The organism is Paraburkholderia madseniana (assembly GCF_009690905.1).
Lineage (GTDB): Bacteria > Pseudomonadota > Gammaproteobacteria > Burkholderiales > Burkholderiaceae > Paraburkholderia > Paraburkholderia madseniana.
The window spans coordinates 1-21824 of record NZ_VOSW01000128.1; the positions used below are offsets into that span (position 1 = coordinate 1).

11 protein-coding genes are annotated in these 21824 nt (G+C 63.8%); 2 read left to right on the top strand and 9 right to left on the bottom strand.

The window, feature by feature from the left end; genetic code table 11:
- Positions 1-161: 161 nt before the first annotated feature.
- Entirely contained in the window at positions 162-1082 is a 921-nt protein-coding gene (locus FSO04_RS39805; RefSeq protein ID WP_154566910.1) for a DUF72 domain-containing protein, read from the bottom strand.
- 36 nt (positions 1083-1118) lie between these two features.
- Positions 1119-3803: a hybrid sensor histidine kinase/response regulator gene (locus tag FSO04_RS39810; protein ID WP_154566911.1), complete on the bottom strand. Its 2685-nt coding sequence runs from the start codon at positions 3801-3803 to the stop codon at positions 1119-1121.
- Positions 3804-4293: 490 nt separating this feature from the next.
- Between FSO04_RS39810 and FSO04_RS39815 the strand changes: the two genes are divergently transcribed.
- Positions 4294-5429, top strand: a protein-coding gene (locus tag FSO04_RS39815; RefSeq protein ID WP_154566912.1) for an IS3 family transposase whose coding sequence is annotated in 2 segments (ribosomal slippage) — positions 4294-4524 and positions 4527-5429 — 1134 coding nt in all. Because the reading frame shifts where the segments join, the coding sequence is not laid out codon by codon here.
- A 141-nt stretch (positions 5430-5570) separates the two neighbouring features.
- On the opposite strand, the gene FSO04_RS39820 is transcribed toward FSO04_RS39815, so the two are convergent.
- The 7 genes from FSO04_RS39820 to bcsD all read right to left on the bottom strand — a co-directional run bounded on the left by FSO04_RS39820 (position 5571) and on the right by bcsD (position 18708).
- Positions 5571-10376 carry a cellulose synthase subunit BcsC-related outer membrane protein gene (locus FSO04_RS39820; RefSeq protein WP_154566913.1) on the bottom strand — a complete coding sequence of 1602 codons (4806 nt, stop codon included), beginning with the start codon at positions 10374-10376 and terminating at the stop codon, positions 5571-5573.
- Positions 10367-11575 (bottom strand): cellulose synthase complex periplasmic endoglucanase BcsZ, encoded by a 1209-nt coding sequence (gene bcsZ / locus FSO04_RS39825; RefSeq protein WP_154566914.1) that lies wholly within the window; start codon positions 11573-11575, stop codon positions 10367-10369. The genes FSO04_RS39820 and bcsZ overlap by 10 nt, the downstream gene beginning before the upstream one ends.
- A 10-nt stretch (positions 11576-11585) precedes the next feature.
- Complete coding sequence (gene bcsB / locus FSO04_RS39830; RefSeq protein WP_154566915.1) at positions 11586-14147, bottom strand: cellulose biosynthesis cyclic di-GMP-binding regulatory protein BcsB; 2562 nt, start codon at positions 14145-14147, stop codon at positions 11586-11588.
- Positions 14148-14150: 3 nt separating this feature from the next.
- A complete protein-coding gene (bcsA, locus tag FSO04_RS39835; protein WP_154566916.1) occupies positions 14151-16355 on the bottom strand; it encodes a UDP-forming cellulose synthase catalytic subunit in 2205 nt (734 codons plus the stop codon).
- A complete protein-coding gene (bcsQ, locus tag FSO04_RS39840) occupies positions 16352-17140 on the bottom strand; it encodes a cellulose biosynthesis protein BcsQ (protein WP_154566917.1) in 789 nt (262 codons plus the stop codon). The genes bcsA and bcsQ overlap by 4 nt, the downstream gene beginning before the upstream one ends.
- The gene (bcsP, locus tag FSO04_RS39845) at positions 17137-18168 is read right to left on the bottom strand and encodes a cellulose biosynthesis protein BcsP (protein ID WP_154566918.1); all 1032 of its coding nucleotides are present in this window, start codon (positions 18166-18168) and stop codon (positions 17137-17139) included. Before bcsP ends, bcsQ begins: the two co-directional genes overlap by 4 nt.
- A gap of 84 nt (positions 18169-18252) precedes the next feature.
- Positions 18253-18708, bottom strand: a complete 456-nt coding sequence (gene bcsD, locus FSO04_RS39850; RefSeq protein ID WP_154566919.1) for a cellulose biosynthesis protein BcsD — start codon at positions 18706-18708, stop codon at positions 18253-18255.
- Positions 18709-19267: 559 nt separating this feature from the next.
- Between bcsD and FSO04_RS39855 the strand changes: the two genes are divergently transcribed.
- The gene (locus FSO04_RS39855) at positions 19268-21601 is read left to right on the top strand and encodes a bifunctional diguanylate cyclase/phosphodiesterase (protein ID WP_154566920.1); all 2334 of its coding nucleotides are present in this window, start codon (positions 19268-19270) and stop codon (positions 21599-21601) included.
- Positions 21602-21824 lie beyond the last annotated feature (223 nt).

Below are 21824 nucleotides of genomic sequence, written 5' to 3' on the forward strand. Positions count from 1 at the left end.
TGCTTCGGGGAGGAGAAAGCTTTGTGTACGATTGTCACCTTGAACGAACCGCTTCATCTTGCTCATCCTCCGCTATCGGATGAACAATTCTAGCGTTTCAAAAAGGCGTTTTGACACACTCTGGGCCGGTTGCTGCCTTTGCAGCCGGCCATCGAAACGTTTCATGGCGGGTTCGCCTCCGCCCCCAGAATGCTCATTAGCGTCCGCGCGTTGCGCTGCCCCTGGTCCTCGAAGCAGTTGTTGAAGATGACGTGGGTGCGGCCCGCCCGGGTCGCGATTGCGCGGATCGAGGGGGCCAGTCCGGTCAGCTCGTCGTCGCTGTAATCGTAGTCGAAGCGATCGGCCGCGCTCGCCGCACCCGTTGCGCTCCATGCCTGCGTATTGCGGCCGTGCAGACGCACCATCGCGAGTTGAGGATGGGTTGCTTCCCAGATGGTGTGCACGCGGTTCGTCACATCCGGCGGTGCGTCGACGATCACGTGAACGAGGCTGCGCTCGCGCAGAAAGTCGAACGTCCATGGCGCGTGCTGATCGTCGAACCAGGACTGATTGCGAAACTCGGCGGCCATCATGTAGCCCGCCATGCGCGCCCGGCATTCTTCCACGAGCGCGAGACCGTCCGGCGCCCGCGTGATCCACGGCGCGAACTGGAACAGCACCGCGCCGAGCCGGCCGGTCACGCGCAACGGCTCCAGTGCTTCCAGATAGCGCCGCCACAGTTCGTCGAGGATCTCGGCGGGTATGTCACGGTAATAAACGTTTTTCTTGCGCGGACCCGTGATGCCTTCCGGCAGCGCCATTGCAATGTCTCTCGGCAGGACGTCGGGCGAAGTCTGATGCCCGGTAAAAAGCCGAAACGCCTTGAAGTTGAACGTGAAGCCTTCCGGCGTGCGTTCGGTCCACAACTGCGCGTTGCTTGCCGACGGCATCGCGTAGTAGGCCGAATCGACTTCGACCAGTGGAAACTGCGATGCGTAAAAGCGCAGCCGGGCTTCAGCGCTGCTGCTGCCGGGCGGGTAAAACCGCTTGCAGGCGATCAGCGTTTTGTCGGTCCAGCCAGCGGTGCCGCAGCGGATGTCCATTGGCGGAGTCGTGTTGGTTGCCGGGTGTAGGCGAGCCTAGGAAGCCGCCTCCGTGTGATCGAGCCACTCCGCGAGTTCACGCCGCAACTGCGAGATATCGAGCGGCTTGCCGAGCTGCCGTGCGCCCGGGATGGTGTCGCCGATCTCGGCGTTCTCTCCATAACCTGACACCAGCAACACGCGGATGTCAGGCTGCCGGCTCAGCACCGCGCGCGCCAGGTTGTCGCCGGACATGCCGGGCAAGGTCAGGTCCGTGAATAGGACGTCGAAACGTTGCGCGGGCACGAGCGGCAGCGCTTCTTCGGCGCTCCCGACCGCGGTGCAGTCGAGACCCAGCGCACCGAGCAGATCGCAGAGGGCGTCGCGCGAATCGGCGTCGTCTTCGACCAGCAGCACGCGGGCCGGCGTGCCGGGCGGGTGCGACGACGGACTTGCCAGGCAATCCGCCAGCGAATTCGCCGGGGCGTGCGCGAGCGATTTTTCACCCGAAGGGGCCGGCGCGTGCAGGCTTTCGCGCGGGTTGGACGCTTCGGCTGCACTGGCCGGATCGTAGACCGTGCGCGGTACGCAGGGGGAAATCTGCCCGTCACTCACGCTGGCGACGCCGGCGCCGCGCAGCACGCTGCGCACCTTGCGCGCGAGGTCGTCGCGCCGGTAAGGCTTGGACAGCAGCGTGATGCCGGCGTCGAGCTTGCCGTGATGGACGATCTCGTCGCGCGTATAGCCCGAGGTGAAGAGCGTCGGCACCGTGGGCGAGCGTGCCGCCGCACGCTGCGCCAGTTCCACGCTTTTCACCTGGCCGGGCATCACGACATCGGTAAACAGCAGATCGATTGGCACGTCGCTGTCGATGAATTCGAGCGCCGCGTCGCCACTCGATGCAGTGAGGACTTTATAGCCGAGTTGCGCGAGCATTTCGACGGCGGTCAGACGCACATCCGCATCGTCTTCGACCACCAGAATCGTTTCGCCGCCGCCCACCGGCGCCGAGGTCTGATCGACGGTTTCGACGGTTTCCGGCTCGCAGCAGCGCGGGAAAAACAGCGAGACGGTCGTGCCGTGCCCCACTTTACTGTCGATCACCGTATGGCCGCCGCTTTGCCTGACGAAGCCGAACACCATGCTTAAGCCCAGGCCGGTGCCGTGGCCGTCGGGCTTGGTCGTGAAGAACGGTTCGAACACGCGCTCCAGGATTTCGGGCTTCATGCCGGTGCCCGTGTCGTTTACTGAGAACACTACGTACTCGCCTGGCGAGAGTTCCGGCTTGCCGCGGCAAAACGCATGGTCCAGCACGCGGTTTGTCGCGCGAACGGTGAGCGTGCCGTCGGCTTGCATCGCGTCGCGTGCATTGATCGCGAGATTGAGCAGGGCGTTTTCGAGTTGATTGCGATCGGCCTGCACATTCCACAGGTCGTCGCTCAACACCGTTTCGATCTTCACGGTCTCGCCGAGCGCTCGGTGCAGCATCTCGCTCATGCCGGCGAGCAGGCGGCACGGATTCAGCACGGTAGGCGAGAGCGGCTGACGGCGCGCGAAGGCGAGCAGATGCGCGGCCAGTTTTGCGCCGCGTTTGACGGCATCCGTTGCGGCGGACAAACGCCGCAGCGTGGTCGGACTCTCGCCGGCGTCGGCCGCGAGCATCTGCAGATTGCCGTTGATCACTTGCAGCACATTGTTGAAGTCGTGCGCGACCCCGCCTGTGAGGCTGCCGATCGCTTCCATCTTCTGGGCCTGGCGCAACTGTTCTTCGGCGAGCGCCCGTGCGGCGACTTCATCGGCGACGCGTTGTTCGAGCGTTTCGGTCAACTGGCGCAGCGATTGTTCGGCGATCTTGCGTTCGTGGATGTCGATCAGCACGCCGGGAAAGCGCGTCGGCTCCCCCTGTTCGTCGAACTCGCACTGGCCGTTTGCCTGCACCCACATGTAATCGCCATCGGGGCGGCGAATCCGGTATTCGGCGCGAAACGGCTGGCCGGTGCGCATCGCTTCGACCGTCAGGCGGTCGTTGAGCGGCTGGTCGTCAGGATGGATCACTTGTGTCGCGGCATTGCGTTCAAGCCCTTTCGCGGCCTCTTCCAACGGAAACGAAAAGGTGCGCGCGAAACGTTCGTCACCGGTGAGGGTGCCGGTGCGCGCATCGAGCACCCATGTACCGAGCACCGCGCCGGTATTGAGCGCGAGTTGCAGCCGTTCGTTGGTTTCGCGCAGTTCAGCCTCGGCATGTTGCCGCCAGCGTTCGGTCAGGACGCGCGTGGTGGTTTCGACGACCATCGCGAGGACGCCCGCGGGTGCGCCGCTGTCGTCGGCGACCGGGCTGTAGTAGAGGTCCATCCAGACGTCTTCGGGCTTGCCGTCGCGCAGCAGGACCAGTTCCTTGTCGCGATACGACAGGGTGCCGCCGGCAAGACATGTCGTCATCACATGACGGTTGAAATCGGCGACCTCCGGCCAGCCGTGTTCGACTGGACAGCCGAGCAGATACGGATGCCGTCCGCCCGCGAATATCGCGTAGGCGTCGTTGTAGATCATGTAGCCGGGTTTGCCCCATAGAAGTACCAGGGGCACGGGTGAGGCGAGCAGCATCTGGACGGTGGCGGTCAGACTGCGCTGCCAGTTTTCTATCGCGCCGAGGTCGGTGGCGGCCCAGTCGAATTCGCTGATGCGTCGCGCCATTTCCCCGTTCCAGCCGGGGCAGCCATGGTCTTGTGCCGGAAATGGCATAGCTGCGCTCCACAGAGGTCACGTCAATGAGTGTGTCCCCACTCTGCCGGCGCGCCTGGGGCGCGTGAATGTTCAGCAGGAGGCGGGATGAATCTTCTGCCGTGCACAGCGGGCGCGAAGCGGCCACGCGGCAGGAATAATTGTAGGTCACAACGGTTGGGTGGGGACCCTCTCTAGAGGGCTTTGCGGGTTTAGCCGAACCGATGTATGCGGAGGGGTTGGGAACTTTTACCTGGCTTGTGCAGGCGGGGTGTTGAAGAGCGGAAAGAAGGGCGGCTTTTTGTCTGTCTTTTGGTTTGTGTTTTTTTAATGGGGGGCCTGTTCTTGAGCTGGTTGCCTGCGCGGCGCTTGTTGTCTGTGTGCCTGGGGTGTTGGCCTTTCCTTGAATTGTTAGTGGTCTATTAGCGTTGCCCCTGTGCGGGGCGGCACTGTAGTGGTTCAATGACTGTGGACACCTCTAAAGGGGATAATTCTCCAACTGAGGTGAGCAATGAGCAGACGGAACATTCCTGAAGAATTCAAGGCGGAAGCGGTACAACTGGTGGTCAGCAGGGGCTATTCGTTTACCCAGGCCTGTGAGGCAATGGGCGTGGGCGATACCGCACTGCGTCGCTGGGTAGCGCAGTGGCGTGCCGAGCAGGCAAAGCCGCCGCGCACGACGCTGGAGATCGAGGCGGACGCGCGTCGCATCCGCGAACTGGAAGCGCGAGTGGCCGATCTCGAGAGAGAGAGCGGGATATTCTAAAAGTCTACGGCCTTCTTCGTCAAGGAAATGGATCGCTTCCCGAAGTGATCCGGTCACTGAAGAAGGCCTGGCCGGTGAGCGTGATGTGCGAAGTGACAGGCGTTTCACGTAGCAGCTATTACGCACGTGCCAGGCGGCCAGCAGCGCGCCGTTCGCCGGCAGCGCTGCTGATGGCCGCACGGGAGATTCATCGGGAAACACGCGGCAGCTATGGCAGCCGCCGGATGTCGCAGGCGTTGCGGCAGCGCGGCCATGCGGTGGGCCGTCACCGGGCCCGTTCGCTGATGAGCGAAGCGCAGCTGAAGGTAAGCCGACCGCGTACGCATCGCTACAGCAAGGCCAATGGAGAGGCGCTGGTCGCACCCAACCTGCTGGATCGCAACTTTGAGCCGGACAGACCCAATCAGGTATGGGCAGGTGACATTACGTACGTGAGCACCCGTCAGGGCTGGTCCTATCTGGCCATCGTGATGGATCTGCATTCGCGCTGCATCGTCGGCTGGGCATTTGCGTTGCAGGCCGACACGGAACTGGTGATCCGGGCCATGGAGCAGGCTCGCGCCAGACGGCGCCCGCCACCTGGACTGATGTTCCATTCCGATCAGGGTTGTCAGTACACCAGCGCGTACTTTGTGGGCGAACTGAAGGCCAACGACATGGTTCAGAGCATGAGCAGAAAGGGGAACTGCTGGGACAACGCGGTCGTGGAGCGCTTCTTTAGAAGCCTGAAAAGTGAATGGCTGAACCCAAAGGGGTACCTCGATCACGCAGAAGCCGAACGCGACATCAAGGCCTATATCGACGACTTTTATAACTGCCGGCGGATCCATTCGGCAACGAACGGAGTGCCGCCGGTGCGGCACGAGGCTTCATTTTTTTAACAATTTCCTTTGTCGGTGTCCAAGATTACTTGACCACTACAGTGCCGCCCCGCACAGGGGCAACGCTAATAGACCACTAACAATGCAAGGAAAGGCCAACACCATAAGAACACTGACAAAAGCGCTACGCAGGCAAAAACCCTAGTTCGACAACGACAAATAAGGCGAACTGACCGGCGTAGGCGGAAACGGCTGCAACCCCGTCTGCTTGCTAAAGCTATACCGCACATAAACGGCTGCGAGCCACTCACGATACTCATAAGCATTGCCGAGCGACGCAGTCGCCCCAAACGCCAACTGCGGAGCCAGTTGATACTCCCCCACAGCGCTAAGCGAATAAGAAACCCCCGTCTTACTCTGCCCAGGATAAACCGCATTGCTATCCACGCCCGTGCCGATGAAATTCGCTTGCTTCGCCGCATTACTCTGGAGCTGAGGATCGATCGGGAAGTAATTCGACTGATCCTGCCGATAATGCTGCACGCCGATCGACCCCTTCATGTCATAAGTAAACAGACCATTGCGCCCAGTCCACTCCACCGGCAAATTCAGGATCATGTACTGCTGCGGACTGAAGTACCCGCCCTGACCATACGTGAAGTACGACAGGTTCCTGTTATAGGTCATCAGCGTCGTGTTCACACCGATAGTCAGCGTCTGATCGGCATCCTTCAACAGACGCGTGTAGATACCGCCGCCGCCTTTGTATGCGTTATTGCTTGCGACGTGATAGCCCATGTAGTGCTGGTACGCGGCGTTCACATACAGGCCGCTGGTGCCGTCATCCCATGCAAGGCTGGCGAGGCCGCCGTTGGAGGTGACGCCGCCCCACTCGAGGCCGGAGCCCGAATCGCGCGCACCAGCATACGACAGCAGGCTGTCCGTCACCGCGCGGCGCGCGACCGCCAGCGAATACGACACTTTGTCCGTAATGGCGCCGTTGTATTGCGCGCCCCCCACAATAGTCTTCTCGGGGAAACCGAGCGGCGTCACGCCAACATCGCCGCTGATGCTGCGGCCTTCGTAACCGAGTGACAAGCCCACGCCACTGGCGGTCTGGCTGCCATAGGTGTTGGTGCCCGCAATCGCCGCGTTCGCAGACGTGCTATTGGACAGTCCCGCGCCGAATCGCGCGAGCGTCGACAGATTGCCCGCGGCAGTGCCGGCATCGAGCGTAACCGGCGTCGCCGTCACAACGATGTGGCCGTTGCCGGCCTTGATGCGCCCCTGAATCGGCGCTTCAATATCCGTCAGCGTCGACAGACCGTCCTCGCCCGTGCGGTTGCGGAACACGATCCCGCCCGACACGGTGCTCGCCTGCTCGCGATTGACCTGCGCCAGCTCTTCGGCCACCCCGAGCGTCTGCGTGTTGGCGACATTCGGTTGCGTGTAGTTGCCGCCGTTACCGTTCGCGCCGGGTTGTTGAGGGTAATACGCCTGCGCGTAACCGGTCGGCGGTTGCGGAATATACGGCTGCTGTTGTTGCGCGTAATAACCCGAGCCCTGATTCGGGTACGGCTGATAGGGCTGCTGACCGTAGGCCTGTTGCGGCGGCACCGGCTGGTAAGGCTGCTGCGCGTAACCTTGCTGTGCGTAACCCTGCTGCTGCGGATAAGGCTGCTGGCCGTAATAGGGCTGTTGCTGCTGGGGATAAGCTTGTTGCTGCCCATACGGCGCCTGCGCATAGGCTTGCGCGTTGTGGTTGCTCTTCGACGCGCTTTGCTTCTTGCTGGTCGTGCGTTTCGTGCTCGTGGCCGAGCCTGAGTAACGCGGCTGTTGCATCGAACCGGCATTGGCCTGCGCTTCGCGTGCCGCAGGCGACATCGGCCACGGCGTGGTCGCATAGCCGTCCGGCTGCTGCGGATAGGGCGCCTGCTGCTGATATTGCGCCTGTTGAGGATATCCACCTTGTTGCGGATAGCCGGCTTGCTGCGGATAAGGCGCCTGCTGCGGATACGCCGGGTTGTACTGCTGTTGCGGAGCTTGCTGCATCGGCTGCATCTGCGCCTGGCCTTGACCCGGGTATGGCTGCAACGGCGCGCCCGACTGGCTCGACCCGTTGGTCTCCTGGCCGTAGCCATCCGCGTTGGTGCCGGGACGTGGCGCGTTATAGGGAACGGCGGTGGGCGCGGCGTTGGGCACATACGGCTGTGCAGGCGCCGTATAAGGCGCGACGTACGGCGTGGGCTGCGAGGGCGGCGGATAGTTCGGCACGGTCTGGGACGGCAAGGAGGACTGCGAGTACGGGAGCGATGCACGCGCGGCATTGAAGCCGCCACCTGCGAGCGCGGCGTTGTCGGCGTCGGTCGGCGAGATCGTTGCGGTTTTACCTTCGAAGGGATTGACGCCCGGCAACGGCGTCGCGCCGATCCGCCGCATCGCGACTTCCCAGCCACGCGGCACGTTGCTCGGCGCGTTCGCGCGTGCCGCGTTGGCCATGAGCGGTGTATTGGCCGCGATCAGCGAGCGTTGCAGATAAGTCGACGCGAGCGACAGCTTGCCTTCGGCGCGATACATTCGGCCGACCGTCGCCAGCACGCCGGGGTCGCTCGGCGCCGCTGCAAGAGCCTGGTTGGCGAGCGATTCGGCGTAGCTGAACTGCCTCGCGCCGGCCGCCGCAGAGATCGTCGCTTGCAGCAGGTTCAGGTCGTCGGGCTTGCGTTGCAACGCGACGCGGTAACTGGCGAGCGCATTGCGATCGTCGCCGGCGCTCGAATAGAGGCGGCCGAGGGCGGCTTGCAGATCGGGATTGTCGGGCATCGCCGCCAGCCACGGCGCGATCACGTCGTAGGCGCTGGCGAGATCGCCGCGCTGACGCACCGCGTCGCATTGCTTGATGACGATCCCCAGATTCAGATTGCCAAAATCCGTGCGCTGCTGCGGCGTCAGTTGCATCGATGCGAGCCGCCGCATCACCATACCGAGTTCGGCTTCCTGTTGCGTGGCGGAGAGAATGCCCGCGTATTGCAGCAGCAAATCGGTGTTGCCAGGCGCCGCGTTCATCGCGCTGCGCACGAGGCCCAACGCGCGATTCGGGTCGCCGGCCTGTTGATACGCGGCAGCGATCACGCCGATCAGTTCGGGGTTGTTGCCGGCGACCGGTTCGGCGGTGTGCAACGTCGCCAGCGCTTGTTGCGACTGGCCGTTGCGCGCCATCCGCGTCGCGAGATCGGCCTGCTGATGCACCCACAAGCGATGCTGCAAAGTGGTCATTGCGTCGGTGCGTTGCGCGGCCGGAATCCGTTCGAGTTGCGCGAGACCGGCCGTCCAGTCCTGCGTTTCCGCCGACAGCAACGCGCTCGCGTAGAGCGCGTCGGTCATGTCGGGATGCGCGGCGAGGAGACCGTCCATCATGCTGCGGGCATTCGCAACCGCGCCCTGGCGCACGTAAATACGCGCGAGGTCGAGGCGCAACCAGGGATCGTCAGGATCGTTCAACAGGGCGTCTTCGAACAGGCTGCGCGCGCTGCCGAGATCGCCGCGCGCTTCGGCCGCGCGTGCCTGCGCGGCCTGCGCTTCGCCACGCAGCCGGTTGATGCCGCCGGCCTTCGATTGTTGTTCGCTGTTCAGTTGATTGGCGAATTGCAGCGCTTCGTCGCCACGGCCTTGCGCGGCGAGCGAACCGACGAGGCCGCGAATCGCATCGGGATTGTCGGCCTGGCGGCGCAGTGCCATCCGGTAGGCCTGTTCCGCGCCGACCGGGTCGCCGTTCGAAAGCAGCATCTCGCCGAGCAGCACCTGCGCGGTGACGTCGGACGGATTCAGCGCGATCGCGCGTTCGAACAGCGACTTCGCCTTCGCCAATTCGCCGTTGCTGCGCGCGCCGATGGCGTCGCTGGTATAGGTCCAGTAGGTCGCGCTATCGAGCGCGGTTTTCCAGCGCGCCGGATTGCCGCTGCGCGACGCGCGTTCCAGATAGTTGCGGGCTTCGGCGAATTTTTCCTGCTTCAACGTGGCGATACCCATGCCGCCGAGTGCGTCGGTATCGTTCGGACTATTTGCCAGTACTGACGAAAACTTCGCGCGCGCCGTGCCGAGGTCGCCCCGATCGAGCGCGGCGAAACCGTCGGCGATGGTGCGGCCACGGGCGTCGACGGCGGCATTTTCCTGGGCACGATCGCGGGCCACCTTGTCCTGCTGAACCATCGACTCGAAGCGCGCCTTGACCGCGGCGTCGTCGGTTGCACCTTGCAGATACGCTTCGTACAGTGCGGCGTCCGAGGGCCGTGCGTCGAGCCACAACAGCGCCTGCCGCCAGCTCTTTTTCGCCGACGCGCCGACGGTGCTGTCGCCGGCAAGCTTCTGCAGCCGCGCGATACCGTCGCGGCGCGTCGTATCGCGATACGTCAGATGCTGTGCGTAGGCGAGGGCGTAGCGCGGGTCGTCGGGGTTGTCGCGTGCGAGTTGTTCGAGGCCGCGGCGCGCCTGGTCCCAGCCTTGCGGCGTGGCCGACAGCGCCTGGTAATACTCGAGTTGCAGTGCGGGCGTGGCCGGCTTGCCGTTCAACGCGCGCTGATACTCCTCTACCGCGCTCGCGCTTTGACCGCTTTGCGCGAGCCGCCGCGCGTCGTTGACAGTCTGGTCACGCAGACTCGATTCGCCGAGGCGCCGACCCAGTTCGTCCAGGTTCGGATAGTTCGGCGCGACCGCTTTCAGACGTGCCAGATATTGCTGCGCACCCGCGCCGTCCTTGCGGTCGGCGAGCACCATGCCCATGCCGTAGAGCGCATCGGGTTGCTTCGGGTCGATGCGCAACACTTTCTGCCACGCCTGCTCGGCCAAGTCACCACGATGATGCGATTGCCAGTACTTGCCCTGATCGATCAGTACGTTCAAGGGATCTTTCGACGTCTGCGCCAATGCGTCAGGCGAAGCCGTCGCTACGCAGCAGACGGCCGTGAGGCTCAGCGCGAACCGCAATGAAAACGCGAGGGCGCTCAATCGCATGCATTTCTCCAACTCGGCACGAGACGGCCGGCTTCGTCGAAACGATAGCGGCCGTCGATGAATCCGGTGCCGAACAAGCCCAGCACACGATCGTAATAAACCGGTTCGCGGCCCGGCACATTGGTGTCGAGCACGGCGAGATGGGTGCGCGCGAGACCGAGGCCGCGCTCGTCGTCGAGCGCCTTGAAGTACGGCGCGAGCGCGCCCCAGTAGCTCAACGGTCCTTCGCCGCTCGCCGTACCCGTGGTCGACGAAACCTTCTCGGGCGGAATGCCGCTTTGCGCAACCTTCGCGCGCATGCCGCCGAGGGCCGCGAGCCAGGGTTTGGCGAGCGGATCGGCGGGCGAGGTGAGTCCGGCCCACAGATAGACACGGATCGCGTCATAGCTGCCGGTGTCGCCTTCTTTCGGATCGACCACGAACTGGCCGTTCTGCCACGCGGCCCAGTCGGGCGCGAAGCCTTGCGGCGCCGTGGTCTTGATCAGCTTGTAGGTGCTGTCGGCGAGCTTGGCCCACGGGCCGTTCGGCATGTCTTTGGCGAGCGCGCGCAGCACCGGCAAGGGCAGGTAGCTCGGATTCAGACGCGTCACGCCACCATTTTTGAAGCCCTGCGGACCGGGCAGCAGCATCGGGCCGACGCCCGGCAGCGTGGTCATTTCCTGGCGCGCGATCTGCGCGGCGAGCGCCTGGCCGAGTTGCGTATAACTCGCCTCATGCCACAGGCGGCCGGCTTGCAGCAGATCGTAGGCGATCCACAGATCGGAGTCGGATGCGGAATTCTGATCGAGCACGCCGAACGAGCCATCCGGTTTCCTGCCCCAGAGCCACGACGGCAGCCGCACGTTTTGCGGATCGAACTGATTGCCCGCGAGATTGGTGCGAGTCCAGTTCAGGAGCCGGTCGAAGGTCGCGCGGTCGTTCGCGACCAGCGCGAAGAACAGGCCGTACGACTGGCCCTCGGAGGTGGTCTTCAGTTGCGGCGAGGAGTAGTCGATCACGCGGCCATCGGCCTGCACGAAGTGTTCGACGAAGATGCGGTACGCCGGCCAGTCGGTGTTACACGGGCCCGTCTGGCCGGGCGTCGAAGTAGTCTGGGCCACCTTCGTGATACTGGCAAAACACGTGGCCGCCGCAAGGACAAGGCCGAAGCCAAGCCCGAGCGTCAGCGCCACGCGTGTCTTATTGTTTCGAACCCGCATACCAGTCCTATCAGTCCTTTAGGCGGCGCGCGGCGATCGAGCGCAGCGTCCGGTAGAAGAGACCCGCGATGATCAGCGCGGCGAGCACGCCACCCAGCATCAGCAACAGCGGATGCGACGACAGCGCCCAGCGCAGATACTCCTGCGGCGACAAATGGCCGACATAGTACGCTTCGCCGTTCGACGTGATGGTGACGGTGCGGCCATGGATCACGGCCATCGCGCCTTGAATCTCCTGCAGCACGTCGGCGTCGAGCAGGGCGGCGGACAGATCGGCGTCCGACTGGCCGGCCGCGCTCACCAGCGCGACGGCGCTGCGGTTCTTCTGCAGCGGCGATTCGAAACCGGTCAGGAGCGCATCGCCGTTCGAACTCACGAGCGTCAGGTCGGCGCGTGCCGGCGAGCGTTCGACACCGCGTTCGCCATGCCACCAGTCCTCGAGTTTGAAGGCCACGTCCGACAGCGAGAAGGTGCGCGAATCGCCGTCGCTGGAGAACGGCATCGACTTGGCCCAACGCTGCAGCAGCGGTTGCTTGCCCGGCGCGCCGAAAATCAGCAGGTCCTTGCTGGCGTACTTGTCGACGTCGTCGGCCGTGCCGACTGTGACGCCGTTCACCGGATAACCCGTCGATGCCCCCATGCGGCCCATGGTCAGCAGAAACAGGCTGTAGTCGCTCGAATCGGCCTCGTTCGGCAGGACCACGGCGGTCTCGGAGAGATCGGCCATCCGCGTGAACGGGAAGCCGCTATTGGCAAAGGCCGCGAGGTCGGGCAGCGCCATGTAATGCGGGAACGACGAGAGGTCGATGGTCGAGTTCGGATCGATGGCGCCGACCACGTTTTCCAGCAGACGGCCGTGGCATTCGCCGGTGTTCGGAATGTCGTAGAAGAAATGCAGACGCACCTGGGCGCGCGGCGTCAGCAGCAGCGGCGGAATATGCACGGTGCGACGGGCTTCGGCGGTCTTGTCCGGCAACACGCGCTCGAAGTAATGGCCCAACTCGAACACCGAGGCCGACTCGGCCGGAATCGGCAGGGCCTGCACGAAGCCGTCATTGACGCTGACGTTCAGCGACGAACGGTCGCGCAGCGGACGCACCGTATAGCGGTAGCGCAGATCGATCGGTGCGCCCAGGGTGTGCCACATGAACAGATCGGGCGGCACGCGCAGATTGACGCGCACGGCGTCGGCGTCGTAACCGGACACCGTCAGGTCGCGCGGGTCGGCGAGTTCGCCGAAACGCACCGGACGGTTAGTCGGCAGCCAGTTTGGCGCGTCGTACGGCGCACGCGCCATGAGTTCGTTCAATTGCGTAATCGTCGCGCTCGGACCGGTGAGCGTGTTCTGGCCGATGCCGAGCGCTTTGGCGGCGGTTTTCAGTTCGGCCTCGGTGCGGCCGAGCACGAGCAGCAGCTTGCCGCGCGCCGGCGCTTCGCGATCGACCACCGCGATCGTCGGGCCGGAAATCGCCGGAATCGTCACGCCGGCCGGGCGTTGGTCGTCGGTCGCGAACACGACGGCGTTACCCGACAGCGGTGCGTTATCCAGTTGCGCCGGAAACACCGCGCCGCGATAGCCGGCGAGCGCGCCGAACCAGGATGCGACGATGCCGCCCGCTTCGAGCGTCGCGGCGCCGGGTTTTTGCGGGAACACGAACGGCAGCTCGAGACGGCGCACGTCGCGGCGGTCGAAGAACGGTTGTGGCAGGGCGGCGAGATCCGGCTTGCTGGCGAGCGACGCGTAGGTCAGATCGAGCGAACTCGCATTGCTGACGGTGGCCCACAGCGACGAATTCGCCGGGTCCTCGCAACTGGTCGTGTAGTGACCGATCAACTGCACGTTCAGGTGGTTGAATTCGGTGATGAAACGCGGATCGATCGAGACGTCGCGCGCCACCAGCATGCCGGCCTGTTCGTGCGGCACCGGCAGCGTCGCGGCGACTTCGCCGTTCACCAGCACTTTTAGCTGGGAAATATTCGCGAGCAGCGCGGGCGAGTAGCTGTAGACCAGATGCAGGATCGCGCCGGTCACCACTTCGTCGCCGCGCACGGAGAACGCGACGCCGTTCTGGCCGTCGGTGCCGCGCAGTTGCAGCGGATCGTGCGCGCCGAGGTCGGCGAACGTGAGCGTTTGACGGCGGCCGCCCGGCACCAGCGTGCCCGGTTCGGCGGTAGTCGGCGTTTTGATCCCCAAGGCCTTCACCGACGACGCGGCGAGCGCCGGTGTGGGCGTGGCCAGTTGCGCTTGCGCGATCGTGTTGGGATCGTAGAGGACGGCCGCGCTCGGCGCGGGCACACTGCCCACGCCGGTGGCGACGCGCGCAGCCGGCGCGCCAGGGGCGCCGGCCGCCGGCGACGCTTGCGCGGCGCTCGCCCTGCTCATGGCCGCCGCGGCCACTTCAGCCGCCGAAGCCAGCGGCGCCGCCAACGCGGTTTGCAACGCGAGCCAGCAGGCAAGCCCGCGCATCAGTCGTTGCGAGCGGGGGCGTCCAGACAGACGCGCCTCCGTTTCCATTCCATTGCGCTCGTGATTCGAGCGTTCGACGTGTCCCTTCGCCATCCTGTTGCCCATAGATCAGTCTTTGGTTTTTAGCTTCTTGACGTCCACCGGACGGCTTTTCATCGAGCTTCGAAGGTCGGCATAAAGATGCTCGAAGAGCCCCACGATGCCGCGTGCGCCGACCGTGAGCACATGCGACAGACCGCGCAACGGCGTGTCCTGCTGACGCCCTTCGGCCCAGCCGGTCCACGCGTCGGCGCGCGCGAACGTGGTCTTGACGAACTCGTATTCCTGTTCGCGCGTCATCGCCGAGAAGCGCAGGCCCACGCGGCCCGGCTCCGTGAAACCGACGGTGGCGGGGAAGGCGTATTCCTCGTCGCCGCGAAACAGCGACACGGTCACGCGTTCGTGCATCGGCACTTCGATCTTGGCGGGCAGCGCCACGCCGACGCCGCCTTCCGAGTAGTCGATGGTCTCGCAGGCGAGCGTGCGGCCGGTCGAGAACTTCAGCATCACCGGCATCGTCATCGCCACGCGGTGCACCGCGCGAATCTGCCGGCGCTCGCTGGCCGCGGCCACGCTCGCGCCGAGAATCAGCATGTTGTAGGTGGTCCAGCCGAGATTCAGGATGGTCGTCTGCACCACGCTGCGAATGTGCCAGTTCAGATAGATATGCACGATGCCGACCACGAAGCCGATCAGATTCAGCAACAGCAGGAACAGGTACGGCCGCGAGATCGCCCAGTCGAAGTAGTTCTTTTCGATCTGACCGCCCTTGGCCGTCACGTTGAACTTGCCGAGCTTCGGGTTGATCAGCGCGAGCAACGTCGGGGCGGTAATGTACGACGCCAGCACCGATTCGTAAACTTCGGCCCAGAACGAATGGCGGAACGAGCGCTGCATCCGCGAGTTGGTGATGCTCGCATGCATCATGTGCGGCAGTGCGTAGATCGCGATCGTGCTGGCGGCGGCTTCGATCACGTGCGCGCCGAAGAACAGATACGACAGCGGCGCCGTGAGAAACACCAGACGCGGGATGCCGTAGAAGAAGTGCATCATCGCGTTCAGATAACAAAGCCGCTGGCCGATTTTCAGGCCCTTGCCGGTGAGTGGATTGTCGATCCGGAAAATCTGCGTCATGCCGCGCGCCCAGCGAATCCGCTGGCCGATGTGGCCGGAGAGGCTTTCGGTAGCAAGACCCGCCGCCTGCGGGATCGCCAGATAGGCCGTGGTGTAGCCGAGGCGGTGCAGCTTCAACGCGGTGTGCGCGTCTTCGGTCACCGTTTCTACGGCGATGCCGCCGATCTCTTCGACCATGGTCCGGCGCAGCAACGCGCACGAGCCGCAGAAGAAGGTCGCGTTCCACAGATCGTTGCCGTCCTGCACGAGGCCGTAAAACAGTTCGCCTTCGTTCGGCACCTTGCGGAAGGTGCCGAGATTGCGTTCGAACGGATCGGCGGAGAAGAAGTGGTGCGGCGTCTGCAGCATCGACAGCAGCTTGTCGCGCAGGAACCAGCCGAGGCCGATCTGCAGGAACGAGCGGGTCGGAATGTGATCGCAGTCGAAGATCGCGAGGTACTCGCCCTGGGTGATCTTCAGGGCTTCATTGATGTTGCCGGCCTTCGCGTGGCGGTTGTGCGTGCGGATCGTCCAGTTGACGCCGACTTCCTCGCAGAACGCCTTGAACTCGGGACGGCGGCCGTCGTCGAGCACGTGGATCGCGATCTTGTCGGCCGGATAGTCGAGCGCGAGCGCGGCGTAGATGGTCGGCTTCACCACCGAGAGCGGCTCGTTGTAGGTCGGGATGAACACGTCGACGGTCGGCCACAGGTCGCGCGAGGCGGGCAGCGGCATCGGCGTGCGCTTGAGCGGCCAGGCAGTCTGGAAGTAGCCGAGCAACAGCACGATGGTCGAATAGACTTCGGCCGACACCAGCAGCAGACCCCACGCGGCGTCGAGCGGATGTTCCCAGTAAGTCGTCGAAGTGAGCCGCCAGTACATATAGCGGCCCGACGTGACCACCGAGAGCATGATCATCACCATCGTCGCGTAACGGCCGTGCAGGCGGCGGAACAGCAACGCGGTGACGAAGCAGCAGGTCGCGAACGTCAGTTGCTCGTAGAACGCGAGCGGCACCGTGAAGACGAAGTACAGCATCACCAGCGCGAACAGCGTGACCAGACCCGTCACGATCCGGCTGTTCCAGAAGCGCGCGTCGACGATGCGTTCGAGCCGCGACGGTTCGCCGGCCTCGATGTCCTGCGACTGGGGCGTACTCATGCGACGTTCCTCGGCGAGACGGCGGCCGCTTCGACCGCCGCCATCAGCCAGTTGCCGCACGAGCGAAAATCGGCGGCCGCCTGGCTGAGTGGATCGTAGTGAATCAGCGTGGTGTCGCAGGCGAGCGCTTCGCTCACCCCTTCGTCAAGATGAATCACACCCGGGAAGAGCTTGTCGCCGAGCATCTGGCGCAAGACCTTGAGGACGTCTTTGGTCAACTGGCGCGACTGGTCGATCTGGTTGACCACGTAACCTTCGCCCCCGAACTCGGGGCGCGGCGCCGCGTACGCTTCAATCAGCCGTTCCATTAAGGGAATGGCTGCGTAGGAAGCGGCGTCGGCGAGCACCACGTTCAGCGTGAAGGTGGCCGCGCACAACGCAGCGCGTACATACACGGACGAACCCGGCGGTGTATCGATGATGACGATGTCGGACGCGTCGAGCCGCAGCGTTTGCAGCGCGTGCGCGAGCCACCTCGGGTCCTGGTCGATATACGCTTCGAAACGGCGGCGATCGTCTTCGAGCACGGCGCCATAGGGCAGCACGGTCACCCCGTCTACGCCGTCGAACATGACCGATTGCCACGGATCGCCCGTCAACGTCGCGCGCGACAAACCGTCGATGCTGTCGAGCGGCACGCCGAAATGCAGCCGCAGCGCGTTTTGCGGATCGAGATCGAGGGCGATCACGCGGCGGCCGCTGGCGGCCAGCACGGAAGCGAGATTGGCGGCGAGGGTGGTTTTACCGACCCCGCCTTTGGCGGACACGACCGCAATGACTTTCATGAGCGACGAGGGCCGTTGACCAGCCACGAGTTGGAGGCGGCGGGTGCGGCGGCGCTAGCAGCGCGGGCCGGCGCGGGGGCCGTTTGTGTTTGTGCGGGTGTGCCGCGCAGCCGGTCGAAGACCGATTGCAGCGGTGCGGATTCGCCGGTGGGCGCGGCGGGTTGCGGCGGCGTCGGTTCGAATGCCGGGGCGAACAGTTTGCCGAGGATCGACGCGGGCGGCTTCGGCGCTGCGGGCGCAGTCGTGTAGGTCGGTGCGAGCGCCTGTGCCCATGTTGGGGTGTGCGCCTGGGTGTGCGTCTGGGCGGGTGCTTGGGCCCATGCGGGGACCGGAGCCGGCGCTTGCGCCCACGTCGGCGTGGATGCGGAGACCGGTGCCGGTGCAGTGGCGCGCGGTGCGAGGGCAGGGATCTCGGCGCGTGCCATTACGGCGGCTGACGACATGCTCGCGGTGGGTTGCGATACCGGCGTGTCCGGCGTACGGAACTGGGCCACCGGCGGAATACTTACAGCCGGCATGACAGGGGGAACCGGTGCAGTGGCAACTGGTTTCCCCTGTGCCGGGGCGACGGCAACTGCAGCCTGCGTGGCCACATCGACCCGCGCCGCGGCCGGCGTGCTTTGTGCGGCTGGCTCCGTGGCGTCACCCTTCGTTTCGAACGCGCCGAAACGCGAAGCGCCGCGCGGCGCGCCAGGCTGGGCGGGCAAGGCGACGGCGACCGGCGGAATGTCCCGGCGATGCGAGCGGGTGAACAGCGGCGCCTTCGCGCGCGTCACCGAGGCGGCGTCTTTCGGCGTCGTGTCCTGACGATCGACTTCCGGCGCCGCTTCTTGCGCCGATGCCTCGCCAGCAATCTCCCGGCGTTGCCCGATCGCGGGAATCGCCGGCTGTGTCAGATCCAGCGTCACCAGCAGCGGCCAACGCGTGCGCGCCGAACGTGCTTCGTTTTCGCGGCCAATTTCCTGGTACGCGCTGGCGTCGCCGCCAAAATGGTCGAATAGTTTTTCGATGTCGCTGGATGAACTCATAGTGCCGCCGACTTTTTAATGACTTGCGTTGCCCCGATCGGTCCGCTTAGCGGGTCCGCTTACTTGGTCCGCTATCCGGCTCGCTCAACCAGGATGCCGCCCCAGCCGAAACTCGATTGAGGTGTCCGTGCCGTACGCGCTCGTTTGCGCCACCGACAGGCCCTGCGCGCCCAACGCGCTCAACCACGTCTGATAGACGCCTTCGAGAAACGCCGGGGTCCACGCGAGCGCCGCGTTGCCGAATGCCTGCAGCGGCGCGCAGTAATGAACGATGCGCAGCGCGTCTGCTTCGTCGGACAGTTCGACGTAGCCCCAATCCATGTCATGCCAGTACAGATTCAGCGCCTGAGCGAGCTCAGCCGTCGACCCGCACGCGGGCAATTGATGCGCCGCCGCAAACCGGCAACCGACGCGGTACATCAGTTGGCGCAGTTCGTCGCGACCGATCTGCGCTTCGAACTCCGTCGCGAGTGCAGTCAGCATGCCGCGCCATTGTGGCGAGATTTGGCGTTCCAGCAGGTAATCGAGAATTGGGACCATGTTTTCCGGGAAATAGCCGCTGCCTCAATCCGTGTACAAAACGGGTGCCGACGGCCGAATAACTGAAAGTGTTACGGGAAGGCGCGCGTTGCACGCGTCTTAGGTTACTTTTACCGAGTTTGTCTGCTCTATCCGCCACACTTCGGAGGAGTCTACTTAAGACATTAACTTTTAGCCACTTTACATTCGTCTGCTTTATACGCGCAAACGATTGCTGCAGGTGCGTGTGACCTACGTAATTTTTGCTGCCGGAATTGCCTTGCTCGCTTCTCCACGATGGATGTCCGCCGGGAAGGTGTTTTCGATAATTTTATTAACGGTAGATTGCGCCAATGTTTTAGCTTTCTGGATTCGTGGTAAATGCAACGGTTTGAGTCGGGTTGGGCGGAATGCGCGAGGCACTGGCCGCCGCCGGGGCCTCCGGACGCGGTCGCGCGATGGCGGCGTAGCCCTGCCGGAGTGGGGTGCATTTCTATTTGCGGGCAGGGCATAAATATTTGTCAGACGGTTGCCGTTATACATCGGTGGAGTAACCGGAGCCAGCCTGATATCTATCAATATGCTTTCCACCTCAACGAAGCAACTGTCCGATTCCGGTTTGCGCGATCGCTTTCATCGACGATCGCTGGAACATCAACGTCCCCTTTCGACGGTGACGATGGCGTTTACGGTTGTCGCGTTCCTGTGTTTAGTGGGGGCGCGCAACATGGTCAACGGCCCGGCAACGCCGCTCGCCTACCGGCTCACCTGCGCGTTGGTGCTCGCCCTGCTGGTGATGGCGATTCCACGCACCGGCTCGACCTGGACCTTCGGTGCAATCGGTGTCGCTTACTCGCTCGTGCTGGTGGCTGGTCTCGCGCTGAACGTCTCCGGCGTCGAGCAACCGTTGTTGTGGGTCCTGCCGGCCATGGTGGTGATCCCGGTCTGCGCCGCGCCGCTGTGGCTCACGCCGCTGCATTTCTTCATCGGCAGCGCGCTCTTCTATGGAGCGGCATTTGCCTTGCTGTTCGGCGGGCCGCGCACGCATGACGTCGACATCGTCGTGTGGATGTGGATCGTGGCGATCGGCGTGCCGACTTCCGTTGTGTTTCACTTCGGCTTCTACCGGTTCCGACGTAACCACTTTCTGCTCGAGAGCCAACTGGCGCAGCTCGCCGCGACCGATCCGCTGACCGGGCTGCAAAACCGCCGCGCGTTCGTGAAGCAGGGCGAGCGCCGCCTCGAAACGATGGCGCCCGGGGCGCCGGTCAGCGCGATTTTTCTCGACATCGACAGCTTCAAATCGCTGAACGACCGCTTTGGCCACGCACTCGGCGACCATGCGTTGTACAAGGTCGCCCAGGTGTTGATGGAAGAGACCTCCGCGGACGACAGCGTGAGCCGGATCGGCGGCGAGGAGTTCGCCGTGCTGCTGCGTGACGGCCTGGCCGGCGCGCTGGCCCTGGCCGAGCGCCTGCGCGCTGCGATTGCCGCGATCGAGCGCCCTGACGGCTATCTGACCGCGAGCTTCGGCGTGGCTGAACACCGGAGCGGCGAAAACATCATGGTGTTGCTCGATCGTGCCGACGAAGCCTTGCTGCGCGCCAAGCAGTCGGGCAGAAACCGCGTGTGCGCCGAACGCGCGTTGCCGATCGAGCCGCTGCACATGCTCGCCGGCGATGTGTTCGCGGAGGACGGGGCGCTGGTGCCGCGGCATCGCTGGGAGGAGTATTTCCTGACCTCGCACTTCCAGCCGCTCTATAGTTTGTCGCATCAGAAGCAGGTGGGATTCGAGGCCTTGCTGCGAGGCGAGCAGGACGACGGCACGCTGGTGCCGCCCGTCGTGCTGTTCGCGCCGAGGCCGTCCAGCGACGAAGGCGCGCTCGATCGCGCGAGCCATGCCGTGCATCTGGCCAACGCGCGCAAGTCGCTGCCCGACGATGCGTGGCTGTTCCTGAACATTCTGCCCGCCACGTTTATCGCCGAGGGCTATGCGGATCAGCTCGCCATGATCGTGCGGGCGGTCGGGCTCGAACCCGAGCGGGTGATTCTCGAGATTCTCGAATCGCATGGCGGCAGCGTCGACGACATGTCGCGGGCGGCGGCTTTGTATCGCGAGCATGGCTTTCTGATCGCCGTCGATGATTTCGGTGCGGGTCAGTCGAATCTCGACCGGTTGCTGCGGATTCGCCCTGATCTCGTGAAACTCGATGGCGAGCTGATTCGTGCGACCGGTCATGGCACCGAGCAGCCGATCTTGCCGAAGCTCGTTTCTTTGTTACATCTGGCGGGGATGCTGGTTGTTGTTGAAGGCGTGGAAACCACTGAGGAATTGATTCTTGCTGTGGAGTCGAATGTGGATTTTGCGCAGGGTTTTCTGCTCGGGCGGCCGGCGGCCGAGATTGTGCCGCCAGACTCGGTGCATCGGCGGATCGATGATGCTTTCGATGTGATTGCCCAGGGGAGGGCGCATCAGCATGCGTTGTTTGAGTCGGAGGTTGAGCCTTATCGGGTTGCCTTGAGGCGGGCTGCCGATGCTTTGCTGACCGGTGTTTCCATGGGGGAGGCGTTTGCTTTTCTGGCTACGTTTGATCGGTGTATCAGTTGTTTTATTCTTGATGATTCGGGGCGGCAGATCGGGTTTGAGGTGCGCGGGCCCGCGTGGAGTGGTGATGGGGCTTCGCTGCAGCCTGTGGCTAATCCGCGGGACGCTCGTTGGGATCATCGGCCTTATTTTCGTAACGCTGTTTTGTTGCCTGGGGTGGCCGTGGCTAGTAATCCTTATCTTTCTTTGGCTAGTGGGCGGCCTTGTGTTGCGGTTACTTTGGCTGTGCAGGTTGCTGCTGAGAGGTCTGTTATTGGGGTGGAGTTGGATTGGTCGGTGGTGGGGTTGCCTTGGCCCGCTGGTGAGTGATTTTTTTTTGCCTTTGGCGGCGGCATTGGCAGTGGTCTTGGGGCTTTGGCCTTTCCTTGAATTGGTAGTGGTCTATTAGTGTTGCCCCTGTGCGGGGCAATGCTCTCAACTTAAGCCCGAAAGGGCTTGTATACGGGGCGTTCGACCTGTAAACTTCATCGCATAACTGATTGATAAATCGACGATATGAACTCAAATACCAGCGTCCTCCCAACTCCTGGCT